This is a genomic window from Streptomyces sp. B1866, assembly GCF_031932565.1.
Taxonomy (GTDB): domain Bacteria; phylum Actinomycetota; class Actinomycetes; order Streptomycetales; family Streptomycetaceae; genus Streptomyces.
Genome location: NZ_JAVSCF010000050.1, coordinates 1 through 21,938, shown reverse-complemented (window position 1 = coordinate 21,938; position 21,938 = coordinate 1). Strand labels below are relative to the sequence as shown.

Genomic DNA, 21,938 nt, shown 5'->3' with positions numbered 1-21,938 from the left:
CAAGGACCGGGACGGGCGGGGCCACCGAGTCAGCGGAACCCGTGGGCGGGCGGCTGAGAGGGTGCATGGATGGTCCTGGGACGCTCAGGGGGTGCCGTCGGGACGGGGCGACTTCTGCCAGAAGGGTGTCGCCTGCTGCCGGGGCGGGTCCGCGGGAGCGATCGAGGGCCGCGCCTCCGGCCGCGAACCGGGCCCGTCCTCCGGAGCCGCCCGGGAGCTGGCGGCCGCGTCGGAGTCCGGCTCGGGTTCCGAGCCCGCCTGGGCCGGTGCCGACGCGGACGGTCCCTGGGCGAGGCGGGGCCCGGGATCCGGGTCCGAGGTCCAGTGCCGCAGCGCCCCCGCCTCCAGCTCGATCTCACGGCTCAGGGCCTCCAGATCGCCGGCGGCGAACTGCTGTGCCCGGTCCTTCGCCGCCCACCGCAGCGACTCGGCCGAGCGCGTGATGCGCCGGGTGCGCTCGCGCAGCTCGGGCAGCCGGGCGGCTGTCCCGGCCCGGTCGGGTTCGCGCTCCAGCTGCCGCAGGTCGTCGTCCAGCTCATGGCCATGGGCGCTCAACCGCTCGAAGAGGCCCAGTGCCTCCGACAGGGACCGGTCCTCCGGAGCCGCCGCGCGCAGCGCCTCCTGCGTCGCCCGCATCGACTGCCGCAGCGACAGGCGCAGCTCGGCGAGTTCGCCGACCACTCCCGGCTGGGTCAGCTGCTTCGCCCGCAGCCTGGTGTCCTCGACGGTGCGGCGGGCCTGGCGCACTCTGACGTCGAGCCGGCGCCTGGCCGTCCGTACCGTACGCACCGCCGCGTATACGCCCGCCACCACGAGGAGGACGAAAATCAGCACGAGGACCCCGGCCACGATTTCCATGAACGCTCCTTCACCGAGTCGTTCGTTCTACGGTCCCACGGTGCTACGGGTCACCTCTCCCTACCGTAAACCCGGCGCTGCCCTCAACGGCCCACGACGGCCGGAGGTTCCCGGCCGACCGCCCCAGGCCCTCCCGTATGCGCCGACTGGCCGGTCTCCGCGCAATGACCACGCGCGCGGACGCGGGAGTCCGGGTCGGGACGCGCCGCTCGGCCCGCGTCAGGGCCACCGCGTCGGGCCCGGGGACTGCCGCGCGGCCCGCCCCGGACCTGGCGCGCCAGGGACCGGGGTACCGCCGCGAGGCCGGTGCCGGGCCGAGGCACCGGCCGGGCGGCGGTGTGCCTCAGGCAGGGACGATGTTGACCAGTTTCGGCGCGCGGACGATCACCTTCCGGATCTCCGCCCCGCCCAGCGCGGCCGTCACCGCAGGCTGCGCCAGCGCCAGCCTTTCCAGCTCCGCCTCCGCGATGCCGGGCGCCACCTCCAGGCGCGCCTTGACCTTGCCCCGGACCTGCACCACACACGTCACCGTCTCGTCCACGACGTACGCCGGGTCGGCGACCGGGTAGGGCTCGTGCACGACCGTCGTGTCGTGGCCCAGCCGGCGCCACAGCTCCTCGGCCACGTGCGGGGCCAGCGGCGCGATCAGCAGCACCAGCGCCTCGGCGACCGGGCGGGGCACCTCGCGGAGCTTGGTCACGTGGTTGTTCAGCTCGGTGATCTTGGCGACGGCGGTGTTGAAGCGCATCCCGGCCATGTCCTGCCGCACCCCGTCGACCGCCTTGTACAGGGCCCGCAGCGTCGCCTCGTCGGGCTCGGCCTCCACGACCGAGACCTCGCCGGTGGCCTCATCGACGACGTTGCGCCACAGCCTCTGCAGCAGCCGGAACTGGCCGACGACCGCGCGTGTGTCCCACGGCCGGGACACGTCCAGCGGGCCCATGGCCATCTCGTACAGCCGCAGCGTGTCGGCACCGTACTCGGCGCAGATCTCGTCCGGCGTGACCGCGTTGCGCAGGGACTTGCCCATCTTGCCCAGCAGCCGGCTGACCGGCTCGCCCTGGTAGAAGTAGGCGCCGTCGCGCTCCTCCACCTCGGCGGCCGGGACGGCGATGCCGCGGCGGTCCCGGTAGACGTACGCCTGGATCATTCCCTGGTTGTACAGCCGGTGGAACGGCTCGGACGACGAGATGTGTCCCAGGTCGTGCAGCACCTTGGACCAGAAGCGCGCGTACAGCAGGTGCAGGACGGCGTGCTCGGCGCCGCCGACGTACAGGTCGACGCCACCGTGCGGCTTCGCCTCGTGCGGGCCCATCCAGTAGCGCTCGACCTCCGGGTCCACCAGCCGCTCGCTGTTGCGCGGGTCCAGGTACCGCAGCTCGTACCAGCACGAGCCCGCCCAGTTGGGCATGGTGTTGGTCTCGCGGCGGAAGCGCCGCGGGCCGCGCCCGTCGCCCAGGTCCAGCTCCACGTGGACCCACTCTTCGTTCCGGGACAGCGGGGTCTCCGGGGTGGTGTCGGCGTCGTCGGGGTCGAAGGTGCGCGGGGCGTAGTCCTCGACCTCGGGCAGTTCGACCGGCAGCATCGAGTCGGGCAGCGCGTGGGCGACGCCGTCCTCGTCGTAGACGATCGGGAAGGGCTCGCCCCAGTACCGCTGGCGGCTGAACAGCCAGTCGCGCAGCCGGTAGTTGACGGTCCCCTCGCCGATCCCCTCGGCGGACAGCCACTGCGTGACCCGCGCCTTGGCCTCGGCCACCCGCAGGCCGTCCAGCGAGACGCCGGGCCCGGAGGAGTTGACGATCGGGGCGTCGTACGAGGCGAACGCGTCGTCCCACGCCGACGGGTCGGTGCCGCGGCCGTCGGTGGGCTCCACCACGCACCGCATGGGCAGCTCGAAGGCGCGCGCGAAGGCGAAGTCGCGGGGGTCATGGGCGGGCACCGCCATGATCGCGCCGGTGCCGTAGCCCATCAGCACGTAGTCGGCGACGAAGACGGGGACCTGCTCGCCGTTGACCGGGTTGACCGCGAAGGCGCCGGTGAAGACGCCGGTCTTGTCCTTCGCCTCCGCCTGCCGCTCGACGTCCGACTTGGCCGCGGCCTGCTTGCGGTACGCGGCGACGGCCTCGCCGGGCGTGGCGTGCCCGCCGGTCCACGCCGCGTGGGTGCCCTCGGGCCAGGCGGCCGGCACGATCGAGGGGCCGTCGGCGATCAGCGGGTGCTCGGGCGCCAGCACCATGTACGTCGCGCCGAACAGGGTGTCCTGCCGGGTGGTGAAGACCGTGACGGCGGCGTCGGGGTGGCCGGCGACGGGGAAGTCCACGCGCGCGCCCTCGCTGCGGCCGATCCAGTTGCGCTGCTGCAGCTTGATGGCCTCCGGCCAGTCCAGCGCGTCCAGGTCGTTCAGCAGCCGGTCCGCGTAGGCGGTGATGCGCATGTTCCACTGCCGCAGCTTGGCCTTGAAGACCGGGTAGTTCCCGCGCTCGGAGCGGCCCTCGGCGGTGACCTCCTCGTTGGCCAGCACGGTGCCCAGCCCGGGACACCAGTTGACGGGCGCGTCGGAGGCGTAGGCCAGGCGGTATCCGGCCAGTACGTCCGCCCGCTCGACGGCGGTCAGCTCCGTCCAGGGGCGGCCGTCAGGGGTGGCGCGCTCGCCGGAGGCGAACTGCTCGACCAGGTCCGCGATCGGCCGGGCCCGGTCGGCCTCCTCGTCGTACCAGGAGTCGAAGATCTGCAGGAAGATCCACTGGGTCCAGCGGTAGTAGTCCGGGTCGATCGTGGCGAAGGAGCGGCGCGCGTCGTGCCCCAGGCCCAGCCGGCGCAGCTGCTGCTGCATGTTCCGGATGTTGGTCTCGGTGCTCACGCGCGGGTGGGTGCCGGTCTGCACGGCGTACTGCTCGGCGGGCAGGCCGAAGGCGTCGAAGCCCAGGGCGTGCAGGACGTTGTGGCCCGTCATCCGGTGGAAGCGCGCGTACGCGTCGGTGGCGATGTAGCCCAGCGGGTGGCCGACGTGCAGGCCCGCACCCGAGGGGTAGGGGAACATGTCCATGAAGAACTTCTTCGGCCGGGCGACGGTCTCCGGGTCGCCTGCCAGGTCCCCGCTCGGGTTCGGCGCCTGGTACGTACCGTGTGCCTCCCAGAAGTCCTGCCAGCGCGCCTCGATGGCGGCGGCCAGCGCGGCGGTGTAGCGGTGCGGCGCTGCCACGTCAGCGGCGGAAGGGGTCTCGCTCATCGTCCTCAAAGCTCCATCGGTCGTCTCTGCCGGGGCGGGAAACGAAAAACCCCCTCGCACAGGAGGGGGAGCCGCGCCGGCGCCGACCAGGGTCCTCACCGGTCGGCACTGATCAGCGCGGCTCGCTCAGCAGAAGGCGTACGGCACGCATGCGGTCAGGGTACAGCAGCGTATGAAGAACCCGCAGCGGACCGGTGCGCGGACGGGGAGGACGAAGAGGAGGAGGAGAATCCGGAGAGGCGGCAGAAGGCAACGGCACAGCACGCGCAGCACCACGAAATGGAGTGGACCGCGATGCGCGATCCACTCCGCTTCCAGCTTTGTGGAGCTAAGGAGAATTGAACTCCTGACCTCTTGCATGCCATGCAAGCGCTCTACCAACTGAGCTATAGCCCCAGGTCGTGGCCTTCCGGGTCGCCCCGGCGGCATCGCCTACCTTACACGGCCCGCCCGGTCTTCCGCCAAATCGATACCGGCCCGCCACCAGGGCGTCGCCCGCGGCCGGTACGGTACGAGAGCGGCACCCGGCGCGGCCCACGCGAGAGGCGCGGAAGCGCGGGCCCGCCCGGACGGCTCGGGCGGCGCGGCGGCCCGTGACCGGCTCAGGCGGTCGCGAAGGAGTAGAACCGTTTCAGCGTGCAGTGTTCGTCGAGGAGCCGTCCGTAGATCGGCTCCCCCTCCAGCTCCCGGTACGTCTCGATCGGGTCCCCGATGATGATCAGGGCGCGCGCACACTCCACGCACCAGTACTGGTAGTCGGAGTTCAGCGGCTCCATGTCCCGGACGATGGGCGTCCCGCTACCGCACCAGTCGCACTTCCGGCTGTGCGCCCCCATCTCTCCTCAGCCCCTCAGCTCCAGTCGCGGCCGCGGCCGTGCGGACGTACGACGCCGCCGTCCCCCCGGCTCCGGGCGACGCCGCCGTGGCCCCCGGCCGGTCCACGGGACACGGCCCGCGGGCCCGCGTTCGGACGGCACGGCTGCCGGTGCGGCGCGACCCGGCGGCCGGCGGTGCCGGCCGGGTCGTCGGTCTTCCCCCGAGACGCCGCCGGGCATGCCACCCCCGTCCGATTCCCTCGGTCCCGCGCCTCCTGGCGGCTGTCCGATTCTGCCACGGAGCGCCGCCGGTTTCAGCGTCGGCGACGGGCCAGTCCCGCGGCGACTGCGGCCACGGCCGTGGCCGCGAGCGCCAGGCAGGTCACCCACACGGCGTCGGCGGACTCGGTGCGCGCCGGGGACGCCCCGTGCGCCTGGCCCAGGAAGAGCGCGCCGAAGGCGGCGACACCGATGAGCAGGCCCAGTTGAGTCGTGGTCACCAGGACGCCGCTGGCGTCGGCGGCGTCCTCACGGCGCACGCTCGCCAGGGTCCGGGTCAGCAGCGGGCTGTAGGCGAGGGCCAGGCCAGCGCCGATCCCGGCCGTGGCCGCGAAGAACCCGGCGCCGGCGCCCGCGCCGCCGCGCAGCGCCCACCCCATGCCCGCGAGGGAGGCCGCGGCGAGCAGGAAGCCGACCGGGACCGTGACCGGGTGCCATCGGGCGGGCAGCCGCTGCCAGTTCAGGCCGACCAGGCCGAAGGCCGCCGCCGTCGGCACGAAGGACGTCCCGGCCCGCAGCGGGCCGTAGCCGAGGCCGCTTTGGAGGTGCAGGGTCGCCATGAACAGGAAGCCGCCGTTGACCGCCATGGCCAGGCCGATACGGGCCACCGCGCGCGGCATGCCCGGCTGCCGCAGCACCCGCGGCGAGATCAGCGGCGCGCCGCCGCGCCGGGCGAGCCGCGCCTCGTACGCCGCGAACAGCTCCGCCACCGCGGCGGCGAGCCCCAGCGCGGCCCAGCACCACAGTGGCCAGCCGCGTTCCTGCCCGAGCACCAGCGGCACGGTGAACAGCAGCACGGCCGCCGGTAGCGCCACGGCGGGCGCGTCGACAGTCCGGGCGCGCCGCGCGCCTACGCGGAGCCCTCCGGCCCGACCGGTTCGACCGGCCACTGCGCGGAGGGAGCGCGACGGAGTTGCGAGACGATTTCGACCCTGTCGCTCGGGATCACGCGGATGGTGACCTCTATGGGCCGCAGGGTCTTCGCCGACGTTCCGACGAGCGTGAGTTCCAGGACCGGAGCCGCAGACGGGATCTTCAGCAGTTGGGCCTCCTCACGTGACGGCATCCGCGCCCGCGTGGTCTCCCGCCAGGAGAGGGGCCCGTGCCCGGCCTCTTCCAGCCGATCGAGATAGCCGCCCGGTCCGGTCGACGGTTCGGCCGCCTGCGGGGCGTCCTCGACGGCTGACGGGCTGATCCACGTATCCACAAGCTGGAACGGCGGTTCGCCGGCCGGCGAGGTGACACGCCTCCGGCGCAGCACCTCCGCTCCCTCTTCCAGCCCGAAGCATTCGGCTACCCGGCTCGGCGCCGGCACGAAGGCACGCTTGGGCTGCCCGTGCACGGTCCACGGCTCATCGGGCGCGGCGGCGGCCGGGAAGACGTAGCCGCGCCTGGGGTCACGGGCCACCAAGTTGCCCCGCGTGATGCGGCGGCGTTCCAGCTGGATGTCCTGGACAACGGTGCCGAGCCTTTTCACGGATCGGACCAGCCCTTCGCGCTGTAGGAGTGCCAGAGCCTCGCTGATGACGCCTCGCCCCACGCCGTAGTGCACGGTCAGGTCTTCGTAACGTGGCAGCTTGCCGCCTGGCTCGTATTCACCGGACAGGATGCGTTGGCGCAGATCAGCGGCCACTTCCTCGTACTTGCTGGACATCCCACCCAACCCTTCAACGATAAACAGTACCGGTACTGTTGACAGCCCTGGCCTCGCAGCCCGACACTCGAACAGTACCGGTACTGGGCCACGCTGACGAACCGGGGCGCGCCGTGACGGCTGCCTCGGCCTACCAGGCAGGCAACTTCTGCAAGCGGCGCCCTCCCGGCAGCAAGGCCGCGAAAGAAAGGACGCCATGTCCAGCTCCCCATCCGCGGGGTCCGCCCAACCGGGTGGAGGCCCCAGCGCTACCCCGCTCCGCCGCCCCGACACCGTGCCGTACATCGCCTCGTGGAGCTCGGAGAAGGCCGACCGCCCGGTTGTGGTCGCCCGCCGCCAAGGCGGCATCGCTTATCCGGACGAAATCCTCCACGACCGTGACGAGCACGGGGTGCTGTGGTCGCGGACAGTCCTCAGCCCGGGCCGAGGACGGCCGGAATTCGGCCGCATCCACACGCTGCGCCAGCGGCGGGCCATGCGCAGACTGCTGTGCCAGATCTGCGCGGGTCCGGCCGACCGTACCGAGCAAGGAGTGCTCTGGCTGCTCGGCGACGACCGGGAGGACTGGCCGAACTGGCCGGAAATGATGGCCGCGACGCATCCACCGGTCTGTCTGCCATGTGCCAGGGTCGCTGTCCGGGCCTGTCCCTACCTGCACGGACACGCAGTGGCCGTACGGGTGAGGGAGGCACCGGTGGAAGGGGTGTACGGGACTCTCTACGCGCCGGGGAACCCGTTCCCCACGCCGTTACGCAACGAGACCGTCACCTACGACGATCCCGCAATCCGGTGGGTGTGCGCAGGCCAACTGGTGCGGAGCCTGCGCGGTTGCACCCTTGTCGACATCGACGCCGAGCCACCGGCCGACAGCCGCCAGTGAGGACTGCGCGCGGATGTGGCGGAGGGCCCGGGAACCCGGGGACGGTGAGGGGAATCCGTCCCGCGCAGCCCCCCGTCAGGCAGCCGGGTCGGCCGGGCCCGCGTTGCTTCCCCGTCGGCGGCGGCACCCGGCATCCGGGCGGCAGCGTCCGACAGGAGCCGGAAAGGCAGCAGGGCCGTTTCCCTGACGGGTTACGGCCCTGCTGCCACTTCCAGTATAAGCACACTCCTGGCGAACCTGCCTTTCGGCCGGTCTGCCAGCGAGTACGTGCGGGTGGAGCTAAGGAGAATCGAACTCCTGACCTCTTGCATGCCATGCAAGCGCTCTACCAACTGGGCTATAGCCCCGCAGCGCCCGGTGGAGGGCTTGTGCGCCCCGCACCGCGAGCTGGGAAGAACTGTAGCCCGCCACCCGCCCGGAAAGGAAATCCGCCGAGGGCCGGCGGAAACCCGCCCGGGCCCCTCCGGACGGGCCCCAGGACGGGTACGGCCGGGCCGTCAGTTGTCGTCGCCGAGGACCGGCTCCGGCAGCGAGCCGGCGTTGTGCTCCAGCAGCCGCCAGCCGCGCACGCCCTCGCCCAGCACCGACCAGCAGCAGTTCGACAGGCCGCCCAGCGCCTCCCAGGTGTCCGGCGCCAGGCCGAGCAGCCGGCCGATGGTGGTCCGGATGGCGCCGCCGTGGCTGACGACGACCAGCGTGCCGTCGTCGGGGAGCTTGGCCGCCCGCTCCTCCACGACCGGCGCGGCCCGGTCGGCCACCTCGGTCTCCAGCTCGCCGCCGCCGCGCCGCACGGGCTCGCCGCGCTTCCACGCCGCGTACTGCTCGCCGTACCGCTCGCGGATCTCGGCGTGGGTGAGGCCCTGCCACACGCCCGCGTAGGTCTCCCGCAGGCCCGCGTCGTAGCTGACCTCCAGGCCGGTGACCGCGGCCAGCTCGGCGGCCGTGTCGGCGGCGCGCTTGAGGTCGGAGGCGACGATGGCGTCCGGCTTCAGCGCGGCCAGCAGCCGGGCGGCGCGGCGGGCCTGCCCGAGGCCGGTCTCGGTCAGCTCGATGTCCGTGGTGCCCTGGAAGCGGCCCTCCACGTTCCACGCCGTCTGGCCGTGCCGCCACAGCACTATGCGGCGGCCCCGGCCGCCCTTCTCGCCGCTCAGGAGAGGTCACCGCCCGGTCCGTCGTCCGCGGCCCGCGCCTGTGCGTACTCCTTCGCACGGCCGTGGGTGGCGGCGGCGTCGGCGGGCAGGTCGAGCTGCGGGCAGTCCTTCCACAGCCGCTCCAGAGCGTAGAAGACGCGCTCCTCGCTGTGCTGGACGTGCACCACGATGTCCACGTAGTCCAGCAGCACCCAGCGGGCCTCGCGGTCGCCCTCGCGGCGCACCGGCTTGGCGTCCAGCTCCTTGCTCAGCCTCTCCTCGATCTCGTCGACGATCGACTTGACCTGGCGGTCGTTGGGCGCCGAGGCCAGCACGAAGGCGTCGGTGATCGACAGGACGTCGCTGACGTCGTACGCGATGATGTCGTGCGCGAGCTTGTCGGCGGCGGCCTGGGCGGCGGCGTTGACGAGCTCGACGGAGCGGTCAGTGGCGGTCACAGGCAAGGCTTTCGGTCGGCGGGACGTATCACGTCAAGGGTCTCACGTCGCACTGGCGGTCAGTTCTTCCCTGGGTAGTCGCGGCCCAGCAGCACCGTGATGTCGGCGTTGGCCGCCACCGTGCCGCGCCGCACGGCGCTCGCGGGCAGGCCGAGCGTGGCGGCCACCTCCCTGGCCTGGCCGGCCTGGGCCGGATCGCCGTAGGCCACCTGGGAGGCGGCGCGCGCCGGGCCGCCGTTCTCGGTGCTGCCGACGACCGTGAAGCCGCCGTTGACCAGGGCGATGCGCGCCGTGTCCGCGGCGCCGCGGCCGCCGCCCGCGTTCTTCACGCTCACCCGCGGCGGCGCGTCCTGGCCGGTGCCGCCCTTCTTCACCGCGCCGCCCAGGACGTCGCGCACCACGGCCCGGGTGGCCTGCTCGCCGAGCGTGCCGTCCGGCTGGACCGGCAGTGCCGTCGTCGCGTACGCGCCGCTCCTGGCCCGTCCGGCGAGCCGGGCGAGGAACGCTCCGAGCTGCCGCTCCGACAGCGACGGGTCGGGGATCTGGGCCAGCGACTCCACGGTGGCGGTGGCGGAGGAGGCGTCGCTGGACAGCTTGTCCAGCACCCCGCGCAGGACCTGCCCGAAGCGGGCGAGCTGCCGGGTCTGCGCCTCGCCCCGCGCCCGGTAGGTGGCGTAGGCGACCGCCGCCTGACCGGTGAGGGCCTGGTCCGCGCCGCGCCGGACCACCGGGTCCGCGCCCCGGTCCGGCCCGGGCACGGTGGCGTCGGTGTCGACGGAGATGCCGCCCACGAGCTGGACGAGGTTCTCCAGGTACGGCGTGTCCAGCCGCCAGGTGCCCTGGATGTCGGCGCCCAGCAGGGTGCCCAGCGCGTCGCGGGTGGCGTCGGAGCCCGCGTCGACCACGGACGCGCCCAGCGTGGTCGGGCTGCCGTCGTCGGTGGGCAGGGCGAGGGTGTTCGGCAGCAGGACGGCGGTGGCCTTGTCCGCGGTCTCGTTGTCGACCAGCAGGGCGGTCGCGCTGCCGTCGCCCTTGGTCTGCCGCAGGTGGACGACGATCACGTCGCGCTTCTGCGGGCCGGACGCGGCCACGGCGCCGCCCGACCCGGACTGACCGGGCAGCGACCCGGCGTGCCACAGGTAGGCGAGGCCGCCCAGGACGGCGAGGACGGCCGCCACCACGGCCGCGATCACCCGGAGGCGGGCCTGGCGCCGCCGCTCGTCGCGCCGCTCCGCGCGGGTCTCGGTGAATTTCAGCCAGTCGATGACGTCGTCGGCGGCCCCGTCGGGCTCCTCCACGAAGGCGAACTGCTCCGTGCGGTAGACGGGCGCCTCGGCCCGCGGGCCGTCCCCGGCGCGGCGCGCCTCCCCGTCGGCCGGACGAGTGGGGGCGGCCTCCGGCTCCCGGACCTCCTCGGGCTGCCCGGCCGCGCCCCCGTCCCGCGGCCGGCCGCCGGGCCCGTACGCGGCGGGCGACGGCGGTCCGGCCGGGTACGGGTCGTAGCCGTACCCCTCTGGTGTCCGCTGCTGACCGTAGGAGGCGTAAGAGCCGTACGGCTCCTGCCCGGCCTGCGGCGGGTACCCGGCCGGCCCGGGCTGTACGGGCTGCCCGTACGCGTCGTACCCGTAGGCCGCGGGCTGCTGCTGCCCGTACGGGCCACCCTGGGCGTACGAGCCGTAGTCGTAGGAGGCGGGAGCGGGCGCGGCGTCGGTGTCAGCGGACGCGGCGGTGCCGTAGGGCCCGTACGGCGCGTACGGGTCCTGGCCCGGCTGCCCGGCGGACCCGGTCGGGCCGCCCGGCCCGTCCGCCCCGCCCCGCTCGTCGGACCAGCCGGACAGGTCCGGCCGCCCGGACCTGTCGTGTCTGTCGTCCACCGACGCCCCCTCAGCGGTCCTGCCGGTACAGCTGCCTCTTGTCGATGTAGCGCACCACGCCGTCCGGTACCAGATACCAGACCGGATCCCCCGCCGCGACCCGCGCCCGGCAGTCCGACGACGAGATCGCCAGCGCGGGCACCTCGACCAGGGACACCCCGCCCTCCGGGAAGCCGGGATCGGCCAGTATGTGCCCGGGTCTGGTCACCCCCACGAAGTGGGCGAGGGAGAACAGCTCCTGGGTGTCCCGCCAGGTGAGGATCTGGGCGAGCGCGTCGGCGCCGGTGATGAAGAACAGGTCGGCGTCGCCGTTCAACGCGCGCAGATCACGCAGCGTGTCCACAGTGTACGTCGGCCCGCCGCGGTCGATGTCGATGCGGCTGACCGAGAACTGCGGGTTGGAGGCGGTGGCGATCACCGTCATCAGGTAGCGGTCCTCGGCCGGCGACACGTGCCGGTGGCTCTTCTGCCACGGCTCGCCGGTCGGCACGAACACCACCTCGTCGAGGTGGAACTGGGCGGCGACCTCGCTCGCGGCGACCAGGTGCCCGTGGTGGACCGGATCGAACGTCCCGCCCATCACGCCCAGCCGCCGCTTCACCGCCCCCTTGGGCTCCGCGGGCCCCTTCTGCTCTCCCATGCGGCGAACCCTACTGGGACCGGCCCGGCGCCGAGGCGGCCAGGGTCAGCGGTCCCGGTTGAAGCGCGTGGTGATCCACAGCATCAGCAGCAGGATGGCGAGAGCGGCGCCGCCGGTCAGGTACGGGCTGATGCTCTCGTGGTTGCCGCCGTGCTCGCCGCCCTCGGCGGCGAGGGTGGCCAGGGCGTGTGCGGTGCTGTAAGCGGTCATCGCGTAGCGGAACCAATCCGGGTCGGGGCGGGCGTGCGGACGTCGGGGCCATGGTATGTGAGGGCGTTTCCGGCGTATGGAACGGCCCCGTACGGATACGGTCCCCCGTACGGATACGGCCCGGGCGACGGCACGGTACGGACCGGGCCGGACCGTACGGCGCCGCACCGGGCACCTCCCGCGCGCGCCACCCGCGCGGGGCGGGCCGTCAGTCGCCGCGGTAGCCGCGCAGCAGGAACCAGGCGAGCAGCCCCGCGCCGAGGAAGCCCACGACGATGACCGTACGCAGCAGCACGCCCGCCCCGTCGTGGTGGTGGACGGTGCCGGAGACGGCGAGGGACGCGGGCAGCACGGCGAATTCGGACATGCCTCCAAACTAGACCGCGCGGCTACCCTGGTTGCCTCCGGGGCGGGGCGGCGGCCACGGCGGCCGGCGGCAGGCTCACACCTGATGGCCAGGGAAGACCAGGGGGACACGTGACCGACCACGACGGGCGGGGCATCGAGGGGGCGGCGGGCCGGGACAGGAGGCGGTTCCCCGGCATATCGTCCCGCGCGTACGAGCATCCGGCGGACCGTTCCGCACTGGTGGCGCTGCGCAAGCTGACCGGTTTCGACACCGTCTTCAAGGCGCTCAGCGGCCTGCTGCCGGAGCGCAGCCTGCGGCTGCTGTACCTGTCGGACTCGGTGCGCGTGAGCGAACGCCAGTTCGCGCAGCTGTACGACACGCTGCGGGACGCCTGCGCCACCCTGGACCTGGACCGGGTTCCGCCGATGTACGTGACGCAGGACCCACGGCCGAACGCGATGTGCATCGGCCTCCAGGAGCCGATCATCGTGCTGACCACGGGCCTGATCGAGCTGCTGGACGAGGAGGAGACGCGCGCGGTCGTCGGCCACGAGGTGGGCCACGCCCTGTCCGGGCACGCCGTCTACCGCACGATCCTGCTCTTCCTCACCGGCGTCGCGGTCCGGGTCGCCTGGATCCCGCTGGGCAACATGGCGGTGATGGCGCTGGTGACCGCGCTGCGCGAGTGGTTCCGCAAGTCCGAGCTGTCGGCCGACCGCGCCGGGCTGCTGGTCGGGCAGGACGTGCAGGCGTCGATGCGGGGCCTGATGAAGCTGGCCGGCGGCCACCACCTGCACGAGATGAACGTGGACGCGTTCCTGGAGCAGGCCGACGAGTACGAGGCGGGCGGCGACCTGCGGGACTCGGTGCTGAAGATCCTGAACCTGCTGCCGCGCAGCCACCCGTTCACCACCGTGCGCGCCGCCGAACTGCGGCGATGGGCGACCGGCCGGGACTACCAGCGGATACTCGACGGGCACTACCCGCGCCGCGACGAGGACGCGCGCACCTCGGTCGCCGACTCCTTCCGCGAGTCCGCGAGCCACTACGCCACGCGCGTGCGGGAGAGCAGGGACCCGCTGCTGGGGTTCGTACGGGACGTGGCGGGCGGCGCCGGGGACCTCGGCGGCAGGCTGCGCGAGCGGTTCACCGGGGGCGGCGACGGCCGGGCCGGGCGCGCGGCGCCGCCTCGGGACGCCCCGGCCCAGGACGGCGGGCACGAGGGCCGGAGCGAGGACGGCGGGCGGCCGGGAGAGGGCCGGGAGAACGGCGCGTAGGAACACGGGGCGTAGGAGCGCGGTCCGGCGCGCGAGCGTGCGGCCAGGCGGCAGCGCCCAGGTGCCTTCAGCGCTTTTGAGACCCGCGTCAGCGCCGAGGAGCTAGGTGTATTGATCACGAGTGTCAACAACGCTCGTGATCAATACACCTAGCCCGCCTTCTGCGGGCCGCCCGGCAGCGCGTCGGGAGACAGGACGCCGCACAGGGAGACCGTCGGCCGCCCGGTCGCGTACGGGTTGATGCCGGTCTTCGCGTCGTTCTTCGCGGTCTGCCCGGCCAGCAGCGGGTGCAGGTAGCCCGCCGCGTCCACGGCGCAGGACTGCGGCCCGGCCTGCACGATGCTCTGGACCACCTCCAGGTGGCGCTCGCGCAGGTCGGCGCGGTCGAAGCGGAACCGCGTCGTGCGGCGGACGGTGAACAGCGAGTCCCGGTCGGCGCGGTGCTCGCCCGCCGGGCGCAGCGCGTACACGAACGTGTGGTCGGCGGTGACCTCCAGCGCCGCCGCGTCCATCTCGGCCACCGACAGCGTGCCCTGGACGCGCACCGGCTCGTCGGCCAGCGCCACCTCGTCCGGGTCGAAGCGGGCCAGCCAGGCCGTCGCCGCGTGCTGCCCGTCGTCGGCGGGCTGGGCGAGGCTGCGGTCGAACTGGTTGAACTGGTCCGGGTCGAGCAGCATCCGCACCGGCCGCGCCATGCCGCCGGTCAGCACGACCGGGTCGACGGCCGACTCGACCACGTACTGCTTGGCGGTGGTCAGGGCGGTCATGACCTGGCTCTCGGAGAACGGCCCGGTGCGCCGGGCGGGCGGCAGGGTGATCCCCTCGGCGCCGCCGCCGAAGGCCCGCGCGGGGCTTTTGTCGATCAGCTCGGCGGCCCGCCCGCCCGGCACCTGGCCGCGTGGCGACAGCGGGACCACGCTGCCGTGCATCGGGCCGGCGCCCGGCCGCCCGGTGTCCTGGTAGGGGTGGCGCACGCCCATGTAGATGGCCGTGGCGAAGGCGACGGCGATCAGCAGCACCAGCACGGCCGCCTGGCGCGAGGCGCCCGCCCTGGCCCACAGGTGGCGGCTGCGCACCGCCCGCCCGCCGTGCCCGCCGAGCCGCTCGCGCGCGGAGAACTCCTGAAGGCGGGCAGCGCGGACGAACGACTCGTCGAACACGACGGATCGGTACTCGTCCTCGCCACCTCCCGGGACGCCCTCGGGTGTCCCCTCAGGAGGGTTTCCACGCCCGGTCATACCTCAAGAGTAGGTCTGTAAGGGCGTCGGTAAACGCGGTGATACGCGGCAAGTTCGCCGCGTGGTCCGGTACGGGCGGTCTGAGACCGGACGGCGGTGGCGGTCCGGGCGGCGGGCCCGGCGCGGGCGCGCGGGACCGTACGGGTGGCGGCGGACGGGGCGGGCGCGGCGGCCGTACGGGGCCCGGGCGCGGCCGTACGGGCCGGGCGGCGGCTCACGGCGCGTGGGGCACGGCGGACGCCGAGGGAGCCGTCGGCGTCGGCGCGGTGGGGCTCTCCGGCCGCTCCGGGGCGGCGCCCGGCGCGGCCCCGACGCCGCTGGAGGCCGGGGTGGCGGGCGGGGAGGGCTCCTGGCGGCTGCCGGACGCGCCGCGGTAGACGGCCGTGAAGGCGAGCGCGACCACCCCGATGCCCATCAGCACGGCCAGCAGCCAGGCCACCGGGCGCTGCCAGCGGGCGTGGCCGCGGTAGGGGCCGCCGGCGCTGCCGTATCGCCCGTACGGCCCGTACGCGGCGTCCGGGTCCCGGCCGAAGCCGGGGCCCGGGTAGCGGTCGTCGTCCGGGTCGAGGCCGAAGGCGCCGTCGGGTCCGAAGACGTCGTCGAACGGCTCCTCGTCGGCCGGGGCGGGGGCGCCGCGCGGGCGGGCCGCCTCCGCCTCGGCGCGCGCCTGGGCAGCGGCCAGCATGCGCTCGGTGGCGGTCGGTTCGTGGATCTCCGCCGCCCGCACGAAGTCCTCGTCGAAGACCACGGAGGCGAACGCGTCGTCCGCGCCTCCGTGGCTGTGCTCCTCGGGCTCGGGGCCGTCCGGGAACGGCCTGCCCCCCACGTCGTCCGGCACCCGTCCAGCGTAGACCGAACGGGTCAATTTGGGCAGAGCGAATTCGGCAGCGGGCGGCGGGCGTCCCGGCACGCGCCGGCCCTCCGCGCGTGGCACGGGGTGCCACGCGCGAGGGCGGTCAGCGGGTGTGGCCGTCGCCCGTCACGACGTACTTCGTCGAGGTCAGCTCGGGCAGGCCCATCGGCCCGCGCGCGTGGAGCTTCTGCGTCGAGATGCCGATCTCGGCGCCGAAGCCGAACTGGCCGCCGTCGGTGAAGCGGGTCGACGCGTTGACGGCGACCGTCGTGGAATCCACCAATCGGGTGAAGCGGCGGGCCGCCGCCTGCGAGGTGGTGACGATCGCCTCGGTGTGCCCGGAGGACCACAGCCGGATGTGCCCGACCGCCGCGTCCAGGGAGTCCACCACGGCCGCCGCGATGTCGTAGGACAGGTACTCGGTCTCCCAGTCCTCCATGGTCGCCGGGACGACCGTGGCCTTCGTGCCCTCCGCCAGGGCCCGCACGCGCTCGTCGGCGTGCACCGTCACGCCCGCCTCGGCGAGCGCGTCGAGCGCGCGCGGCAGGAACGCGGCGGCGATGTCCTGGTGCACCAGCAGGGTCTCGGCGGCGTTGCACACGCTGGGGCGCTGGGCCTTGGAGTTGACCAGGATGTCCACGGCCATGTCGAGGTCGGCCTCGGCGTCCACGTACACGTGGCAGTTGCCGGTGCCGGTCTCGATCACCGGCACGGTCGACTCCTGCACGACCGTACGGATCAGCGCCGCGCCCCCGCGCGGGATGAGCACGTCGACCAGGCCGCGGGCGCGCATCAGCTCGCGCGCCGACTCCCGGCCCTCACCCGGCACCAGCTGCACGGCGTCGGCGGGCAGCCCGGCGCCGCCGACGGCGTCGCGCAGGACGGTCACCAGCGCCGTGTTGGAGTGGTAGGCGGAGGAGGAGCCGCGCAGCAGGACCGCGTTGCCCGCCTTCAGGCACAGCGCGGCGGCGTCCACCGTCACGTTCGGCCGGGCCTCGTAGATGATGCCCACGACGCCGAGCGGGACCCGCACCTGGCGCAGGTCCATGCCGTTGGGCAGGGTGGAGCCGCGGACCACCTCGCCGACCGGGTCCGGCAGCGCCACCACGTCCCGGACGTCCGAGGCGATGGCGCGCACCCGCTCCGGGGTGAGGGTCAGCCGGTCGATGATCGCTTCGCTGGTGCCGGCCGCGCGGGCGCGCTCCACGTCCGTCGCGTTGGCCTCGACGATCTCCTTGGTCCGCACCTCAAGGGCGTCCGCCATGGCCAGCAGGGCGTCGTCCTTCGCGGCGCGCGGCAGCGGCGCCAGGTCGGTCGCGGCGGACCGCGCGCGGTAGGCGGTCCGCAGGACCGGGGACTGCGGCCAGGGGTCGGCGAGAGGCGAGGTCGGTGCGCTGGTCATGAAAGCAGCCTACTCAAGGCGGCGGCCGGGACCCATAGGCGTGANAGCAGCCTACTCAAGGCGGCGGCCGGGACCCATAGGCGTGAGGCGCGTCGCCCGCGCGGGCGACGCGCCCGCCCGGTTCCGGGCCCTCCGGGGACGCCGCGCCCCGGGCCGGGGCGGGCCGGTCAGAAGGGGTGCACGCCGACCGGGGACGCGGGCGGCGGGCCGTAGCCCTCGGCGACCCGCTGCCGGTAGGTCTCGCGGTCGATGACCTCCAGGCCGACCACCTCCCACGGCGGCAGCCGGTCGGAGGCGCGGTGCTCGCCCCACAGCCGCAGCGCGACCGCCGCCGCGTCCTGGAGGTCGCGCGCCTCCTCCCAGTACCTGATCTCGGCGTGGTCGTTGGCGTAGCGGCTGGTGAGCAGGAACGGGTGGTGGCGGGCGAGCTGTTCCAGCGCCCGCCGGACCTCCCGCAGCGGCACTTCGTCCCCGGACACGCTGAGCGTGACGTGCCACAGCCGGCCCGCCGCGCCGTCCTCGCCCGCGGGCTCCCGGGCGGCCTGCCCGGGCCGCAGGGGCGACCGGCCGGGGCCGCCGCCCGCGCCGGAGGGACCGGAGGGAACGGAGGTCAGGGTGCGCCTTGCCGTCTCCCACGGCGCCTGCCCGGCATGCCCTCGTCTCACCGACGGCCTCCTGATCGCTGTCGCTCGCCCCTTGCGCGCGCGTGGGGTCCAGGCCGCCTCCGCGCAGGCGGGGGCAGCGGGCGGCGTCGCCGAGACCCGCGGCACCCGTCGAGGACAAAGTTGACCAGTCCGCGGGGGTGCGTGGGGCGGTTTTCGGGAAGGCGGTGGCGCGGGGAGCCGACTTCCCGGGCTTTCTTCCCGGTATCTCCCTGGTTTCTCCCCGATGCGGGCGGCGGCAGCGGGTTCGGTGAACGGTGGCGAGGGCACGGCAGGGGGCCGTACGCGGCGCCGTGCGGCGGCGGGGCCCGCCACAGCGCCCCAGGCCGTACGAGGCCGTACGGGCGGTCCACGGGCCCGCACCGGCGTCAGGAGGCCGCGAGGGCCCGTCAGGAGGGCAGGACGACCAGGTCGTCCCGGTGCACGACCTCGCGCTCGTACGCGGGGCCCAGCTCCCGCGCCAGGTCGCGCGTCGAGCGGCCGATCAGCTGGGGGATCTCCTTGGCGTCGAAGTTGACCAGCCCGCGCGCGACGGCCCTCCCCCGGGCGTCGCGCAGCTCCACCGGGTCGCCCGCGGCGAAGTCGCCCTCCACGGCGGCGATCCCGGCCGGCAGCAGCGACGTGCGGCGCTCCACCACGGCCCGCACCGCCCCGTCGTCCAGGGTCAGCGCGCCGCGCGGCGCCGACGCGTGGGCGAGCCACAGCAGGCGGTCGGCGCGGCGGCGGCCGGTGCGGTGGAAGTACGTGCCCACGGGCCGGCCCAGCAGCGCGTCGCCCGCACTGCTGGCGGCGGCCAGGACCACGGGGATGCCCGCGGCGGCGGCGATCCGGGCCGCCTCGACCTTGGTGACCATGCCGCCGGTGCCGACGCCGGAGCGGCCCGCGCTGCCGATCGACACGCCGTCGAGGTCCTTCGGGCCGGTGACCTCGGCGATCCGGCGGGTGCCCGGGGTGGCGGGGTCGCCGTCGTACAGGCCGTCCACGTCGGACAGCAGCACCAGCAGGTCGGCGTGGACCAGGTGGGCGACCAGGGCGGCGAGGCGGTCGTTGTCGCCGAAGCGGATCTCGTCGGTGGCGACGGTGTCGTTCTCGTTGACGACCGGCACCGCGCCCATGGCCAGCAACTGGTCCAGGGTGCGGTAGGCGTTGCGGTAGTGGGCGCGGCGGCTGGTGTCGTCGGAGGTCAGCAGCACCTGGCCGACCCGGCGGCCGTAGCGGGCGAAGGAGGCGGTGTAGCGGGCGACCAGCAGGCCCTGGCCGACGCTCGCGGCGGCCTGCTGGCGGGCGAGGTCGCGCGGCCGCCGCTCCAGGCCGAGCGGGGCCAGCCCCGCGGCGATGGCGCCGGACGACACCAGCACTATCTCCCTGTGCTCCTCGGTGCGCCGGGGCTCACGCGCGGCCCCCGCGGCGGCGTCCGCGGCCTGGGCCTCCCGGGCGCCCGCCGCGGCCGGGCCGGCGGCGAGCACCTTGGCGAGCGCGTCGACGAGCGCGTCGACCCGGTCGGCGTCCAGCCCGCCCGCCGCCGTGGTGAGGGACGACGAGCCGACCTTGACCACGATCCTGCGGGCCGCGGCCACCTCGTCCCGTACCGCCGAGCCATCCTGCTGCGCCACGCCGCCTCTTCCTCCTCGCCCGTCCCCGTCGTCCCCCGCGGTCCCCTCGCGGTCCGGTGCCCCGCGCCGCCTTCCCCGCCCCGTCCGCGTCACGCGCGGGCCGTCACCCTGACCGGCCGTCACCCGTCCGGGTGACACCGGTGCGAGTCCTCGCCGGGGCAATCTACGTCAGGCGCGGCACCGCGTGCCTCCGCGTTCCACCGGTCGGAACACGCCCGTCCGGGTCGTCGTGGACTCCTTACGGGCCCCATCCGGGGGCCGGCCGGTGTGGAGACTGTCACCGGCCCCGGCGCCGTCATACGGTCGCCGGGACCCCCGTTCCGCGCTCTCCCCGCCAGGAGTCCACCCTTGCCCACCGCCGCAACCGGCACCCGCCGGGTCGTCCAGACGGCGGCGCTGCTCGCCCTGCTGGTGTTCTTCGCCGCGCAGCTCGTCGGCGCCGTCCTGCCGAACGTGCCCCTGCTCGTCGCCGCGGCGGCCGGCGGCCTCGCGCTCGACCTCCTGCTCCAGCACCGGCACCCCGGGCTGCTCTCGCTGCTGGGCCGGATCCGGTTCGACGTCACCATGCGGCAGCTGCTGCGCGACATGCTCACCATGGTGGGACTGCTGCGCACCGAGGGCATCGACCCGCTGCACGAGCAGGCGCCGCTGACGGGCGGGCTGCTGGCGTTCTACGTGGTGCACTTCGTGTGCCAGGCCGTCGCCGTCCTGGTCCGCCGCGCCCGGCAGCTGCCGATCGTCACGCGCAACATCGACGCCTCCCCGCTGCGGCCGACCGCCGCCCCGCCGCGGGTCTTCGCCCGCCAGCACGGCCGCAGGCTGCTGCGCCTGGCGGTCCCGGTGAGCGCGGGCCTGCTGGCCACGGCGGCCACGGCGAACGGGTGGTGGGGCGCGGCGGGGCTCAGCGCCGGGCTGCTGGTGGCCCTGGGCGGCACCGCCCACCTGGCCACCTGGCTGCTGCCCGGCAAGCGGCCGGTGGACGAGGCGTGGGCGCTGGCGTGGCTGGACCGGTGGCTGGCCGAGTACCGGCCGACCCTCGGCCTGTACTTCTCCGGGGGCGCGACGTCGGCGTACCAGGCGAACATGTGGCTGTCCACGCTGGCCGCCCTCGACGGCCGGCCGGTCATCGTGCTGCGCGAGCGCTTCATGGTGCAGAAGATCGAGGCGACGGACGTGCCGATCGTGTGCGTGCCGCGGGTGGCCGACCTGATGCGCCTGGAGCACTCGACGCTGAAGGCCATACTGCACCCGGCGAACTCCGGGAAGACCTCGCAGGTTCTGCGCATTCCGTCGATCAAACACGCGTTCATCAACCACGGGGAGAGCGACAAGCTCTCCAGCTGCAACCCGTACGCGAAGGCGTACGACGAGGTGTGGGTCGCGGGTCCGGCCGCACGCGAGCGCTACCAGCTCGCGGACATCGGCGTGGAGGACAAGGACGTCGTCGAGGTCGGCCGCCCGCAGCTGGCGCCCATCCTGCCGTCCGCGGGGCCGCCCGCCGGGCCGTACACGACCGTGCTGTACGCGCCCACCTGGGAGGGCTGGGACGGCAACCCGGGCAACACCTCGGTCGTCCTCGCGGGCGAGAACATCGTCCGCGCGCTGCTGGCCGACCCCGGCGTGCGGCTGCTGTACAAGCCGCACCCGATGACCGGCTCGGTCGACCCGCGCGCGGGCGCGGCCGACACGCGCGTACGGGCGATGATCGCCGCGGCGAACGCCCGGCGCTCCGGCCCGCGGCCCGACCCCGGGGCCGCCGCCGAGCTGGCGCGCCGCACCGAGGAGCTGGAGCGCCTGACCGCGCGGGACTTCAGGCCCAGCGCCGACGAGCTGGAGCGCATGATGCTCCAGGGCGCCCCGGCCCCCGGCCGGGCCGAGGCCGTCGCCGAGGCCACCGCCGCGTGGGAGGCGGCCTACTGGGCGTCGCTGCCGGAGTGGGAGCACCAGGTGATCGCCGACGCGCGCCCGGCGCTGTACTCCTGCTTCAACCGGGCCCACCTGCTGATCAGCGACGTCTCCAGCGTGGTGTCCGACTATCTGACGAGCGAGAAGCCGTACGCGGTGGCCAACACCAGCGGCCTGCCCGAGGAGGAGTTCCGGGCCGGCCTCCCCACGGTGAGCGCCGCGACGATCCTCACCCCGGACGCCGACGGCGTCCCGGCCCTGCTCGCCGCGGTCCGCGACCCGTCCCTGGACACCGCCGCCGCGGCCCGCGCCGCCCTCAAGACGCGGCTGCTGGGCCCCGCGGACCCGCCGTCCCTGGTGCGCTTCGACGCGGCGGCCCAGGCGCTGTGCGCCCGGTCCGACGAGCGGCGGGCCCGGATGGCCGCACGCGCGGACGGCGACATCCCCTCCCAGCGGGAGGCGCGCGGGGACGCCGACGGGATAGAGCCCGCGGACGGTCCGGAGCCGGCCGGGCCCGGGGAGGCGGTTCCCGCCCCGGCCGGGGCGCCGGACCCGGCAGCCCGCGCGGGAGCCGGAACGGCGGAACCCTAGATGATCAATTCCAAGGGGTCC

General features: G+C 74.5%; 19 protein-coding genes and 2 tRNA genes. 3 read left to right on the top strand and 18 right to left on the bottom strand.

The window, feature by feature from the left end; translation table 11 throughout:
* Positions 1–84 precede the first annotated feature (84 nt).
* From RKE29_RS10135 to RKE29_RS10110, 6 genes are all read right to left on the bottom strand, one after another.
* Positions 85–858, bottom strand: a complete 774-nt coding sequence (locus tag RKE29_RS10135) for a hypothetical protein (protein ID WP_312004802.1) — start codon at positions 856–858, stop codon at positions 85–87.
* 343 nt (positions 859–1,201) lie between these two features.
* On the bottom strand, positions 1,202–4,087 hold the full coding sequence (leuS, locus tag RKE29_RS10130; RefSeq protein WP_312004801.1) for a leucine--tRNA ligase: 2,886 nt from the start codon (positions 4,085–4,087) through the stop codon (positions 1,202–1,204).
* 323 nt (positions 4,088–4,410) lie between these two features.
* Positions 4,411–4,483: transfer RNA gene (locus RKE29_RS10125), tRNA-Ala, on the bottom strand.
* Between the two features lie 206 nt (positions 4,484–4,689).
* Complete coding sequence (locus RKE29_RS10120) at positions 4,690–4,923, bottom strand: hypothetical protein (RefSeq protein WP_312004800.1); 234 nt, start codon at positions 4,921–4,923, stop codon at positions 4,690–4,692.
* Positions 4,924–5,216: 293 nt separating this feature from the next.
* The gene (locus tag RKE29_RS10115; RefSeq protein ID WP_312004798.1) at positions 5,217–5,996 is read right to left on the bottom strand and encodes a hypothetical protein; all 780 of its coding nucleotides are present in this window, start codon (positions 5,994–5,996) and stop codon (positions 5,217–5,219) included.
* Between the two features lie 35 nt (positions 5,997–6,031).
* Positions 6,032–6,835, bottom strand: a complete 804-nt coding sequence (locus tag RKE29_RS10110) for a GntR family transcriptional regulator (RefSeq protein WP_312004797.1) — start codon at positions 6,833–6,835, stop codon at positions 6,032–6,034.
* A gap of 274 nt (positions 6,836–7,109) precedes the next feature.
* Between RKE29_RS10110 and RKE29_RS10105 the strand changes: the two genes are divergently transcribed.
* Entirely contained in the window at positions 7,110–7,715 is a 606-nt protein-coding gene (locus RKE29_RS10105; protein ID WP_312004796.1) for a hypothetical protein, read from the top strand.
* A 274-nt stretch (positions 7,716–7,989) separates the two neighbouring features.
* Here RKE29_RS10105 and RKE29_RS10100 read toward each other — a convergent pair.
* The 7 genes from RKE29_RS10100 to RKE29_RS10070 all read right to left on the bottom strand — a co-directional run bounded on the left by RKE29_RS10100 (position 7,990) and on the right by RKE29_RS10070 (position 12,394).
* A tRNA-Ala gene (locus RKE29_RS10100) sits at positions 7,990–8,062 on the bottom strand.
* Between the two features lie 150 nt (positions 8,063–8,212).
* Positions 8,213–8,866, bottom strand: coding sequence for a histidine phosphatase family protein (locus tag RKE29_RS10095; RefSeq protein WP_312004806.1), 654 nt, complete (start codon positions 8,864–8,866; stop codon positions 8,213–8,215).
* Positions 8,863–9,303, bottom strand: coding sequence for a ribosome silencing factor (gene rsfS / locus RKE29_RS10090; protein WP_312004795.1), 441 nt, complete (start codon positions 9,301–9,303; stop codon positions 8,863–8,865). The genes RKE29_RS10095 and rsfS overlap by 4 nt, the downstream gene beginning before the upstream one ends.
* Positions 9,304–9,362: 59 nt before the next feature.
* Positions 9,363–11,177 (bottom strand): LytR C-terminal domain-containing protein, encoded by a 1,815-nt coding sequence (locus RKE29_RS10085; protein WP_312004794.1) that lies wholly within the window; start codon positions 11,175–11,177, stop codon positions 9,363–9,365.
* 10 nt (positions 11,178–11,187) lie between these two features.
* A complete protein-coding gene (gene nadD, locus RKE29_RS10080) occupies positions 11,188–11,817 on the bottom strand; it encodes a nicotinate-nucleotide adenylyltransferase (RefSeq protein WP_312004793.1) in 630 nt (209 codons plus the stop codon).
* Between the two features lie 45 nt (positions 11,818–11,862).
* Positions 11,863–12,027, bottom strand: a complete 165-nt coding sequence (locus tag RKE29_RS10075; RefSeq protein WP_312004792.1) for a hypothetical protein — start codon at positions 12,025–12,027, stop codon at positions 11,863–11,865.
* Between the two features lie 208 nt (positions 12,028–12,235).
* Complete coding sequence (locus RKE29_RS10070) at positions 12,236–12,394, bottom strand: hypothetical protein (protein WP_312004791.1); 159 nt, start codon at positions 12,392–12,394, stop codon at positions 12,236–12,238.
* A 110-nt stretch (positions 12,395–12,504) separates the two neighbouring features.
* Between RKE29_RS10070 and RKE29_RS10065 the strand changes: the two genes are divergently transcribed.
* Positions 12,505–13,653, top strand: a complete 1,149-nt coding sequence (locus RKE29_RS10065; protein ID WP_312004790.1) for a M48 family metallopeptidase — start codon at positions 12,505–12,507, stop codon at positions 13,651–13,653.
* A 149-nt stretch (positions 13,654–13,802) separates the two neighbouring features.
* On the opposite strand, the gene RKE29_RS10060 is transcribed toward RKE29_RS10065, so the two are convergent.
* From RKE29_RS10060 to proB, 5 genes are all read right to left on the bottom strand, one after another.
* Entirely contained in the window at positions 13,803–14,891 is a 1,089-nt protein-coding gene (locus RKE29_RS10060) for a hypothetical protein (RefSeq protein WP_312004789.1), read from the bottom strand.
* A gap of 214 nt (positions 14,892–15,105) precedes the next feature.
* A complete protein-coding gene (locus RKE29_RS10055) occupies positions 15,106–15,729 on the bottom strand; it encodes a hypothetical protein (RefSeq protein ID WP_312004788.1) in 624 nt (207 codons plus the stop codon).
* Positions 15,730–15,847: 118 nt separating this feature from the next.
* Positions 15,848–17,146 carry a glutamate-5-semialdehyde dehydrogenase gene (locus RKE29_RS10050; RefSeq protein WP_312004787.1) on the bottom strand — a complete coding sequence of 433 codons (1,299 nt, stop codon included), beginning with the start codon at positions 17,144–17,146 and terminating at the stop codon, positions 15,848–15,850.
* A gap of 167 nt (positions 17,147–17,313) precedes the next feature.
* A complete protein-coding gene (locus tag RKE29_RS10045) occupies positions 17,314–17,811 on the bottom strand; it encodes a hypothetical protein (RefSeq protein WP_312004786.1) in 498 nt (165 codons plus the stop codon).
* A 386-nt stretch (positions 17,812–18,197) separates the two neighbouring features.
* Positions 18,198–19,385: a glutamate 5-kinase gene (gene proB, locus RKE29_RS10040; protein ID WP_312004805.1), complete on the bottom strand. Its 1,188-nt coding sequence runs from the start codon at positions 19,383–19,385 to the stop codon at positions 18,198–18,200.
* Positions 19,386–19,769: 384 nt separating this feature from the next.
* On the opposite strand from proB, the gene RKE29_RS10035 reads away from it, so the two are divergent.
* The gene (locus RKE29_RS10035; RefSeq protein ID WP_312004785.1) at positions 19,770–21,917 is read left to right on the top strand and encodes a hypothetical protein; all 2,148 of its coding nucleotides are present in this window, start codon (positions 19,770–19,772) and stop codon (positions 21,915–21,917) included.
* The last annotated feature ends 21 nt before the right edge of the window (positions 21,918–21,938 follow it).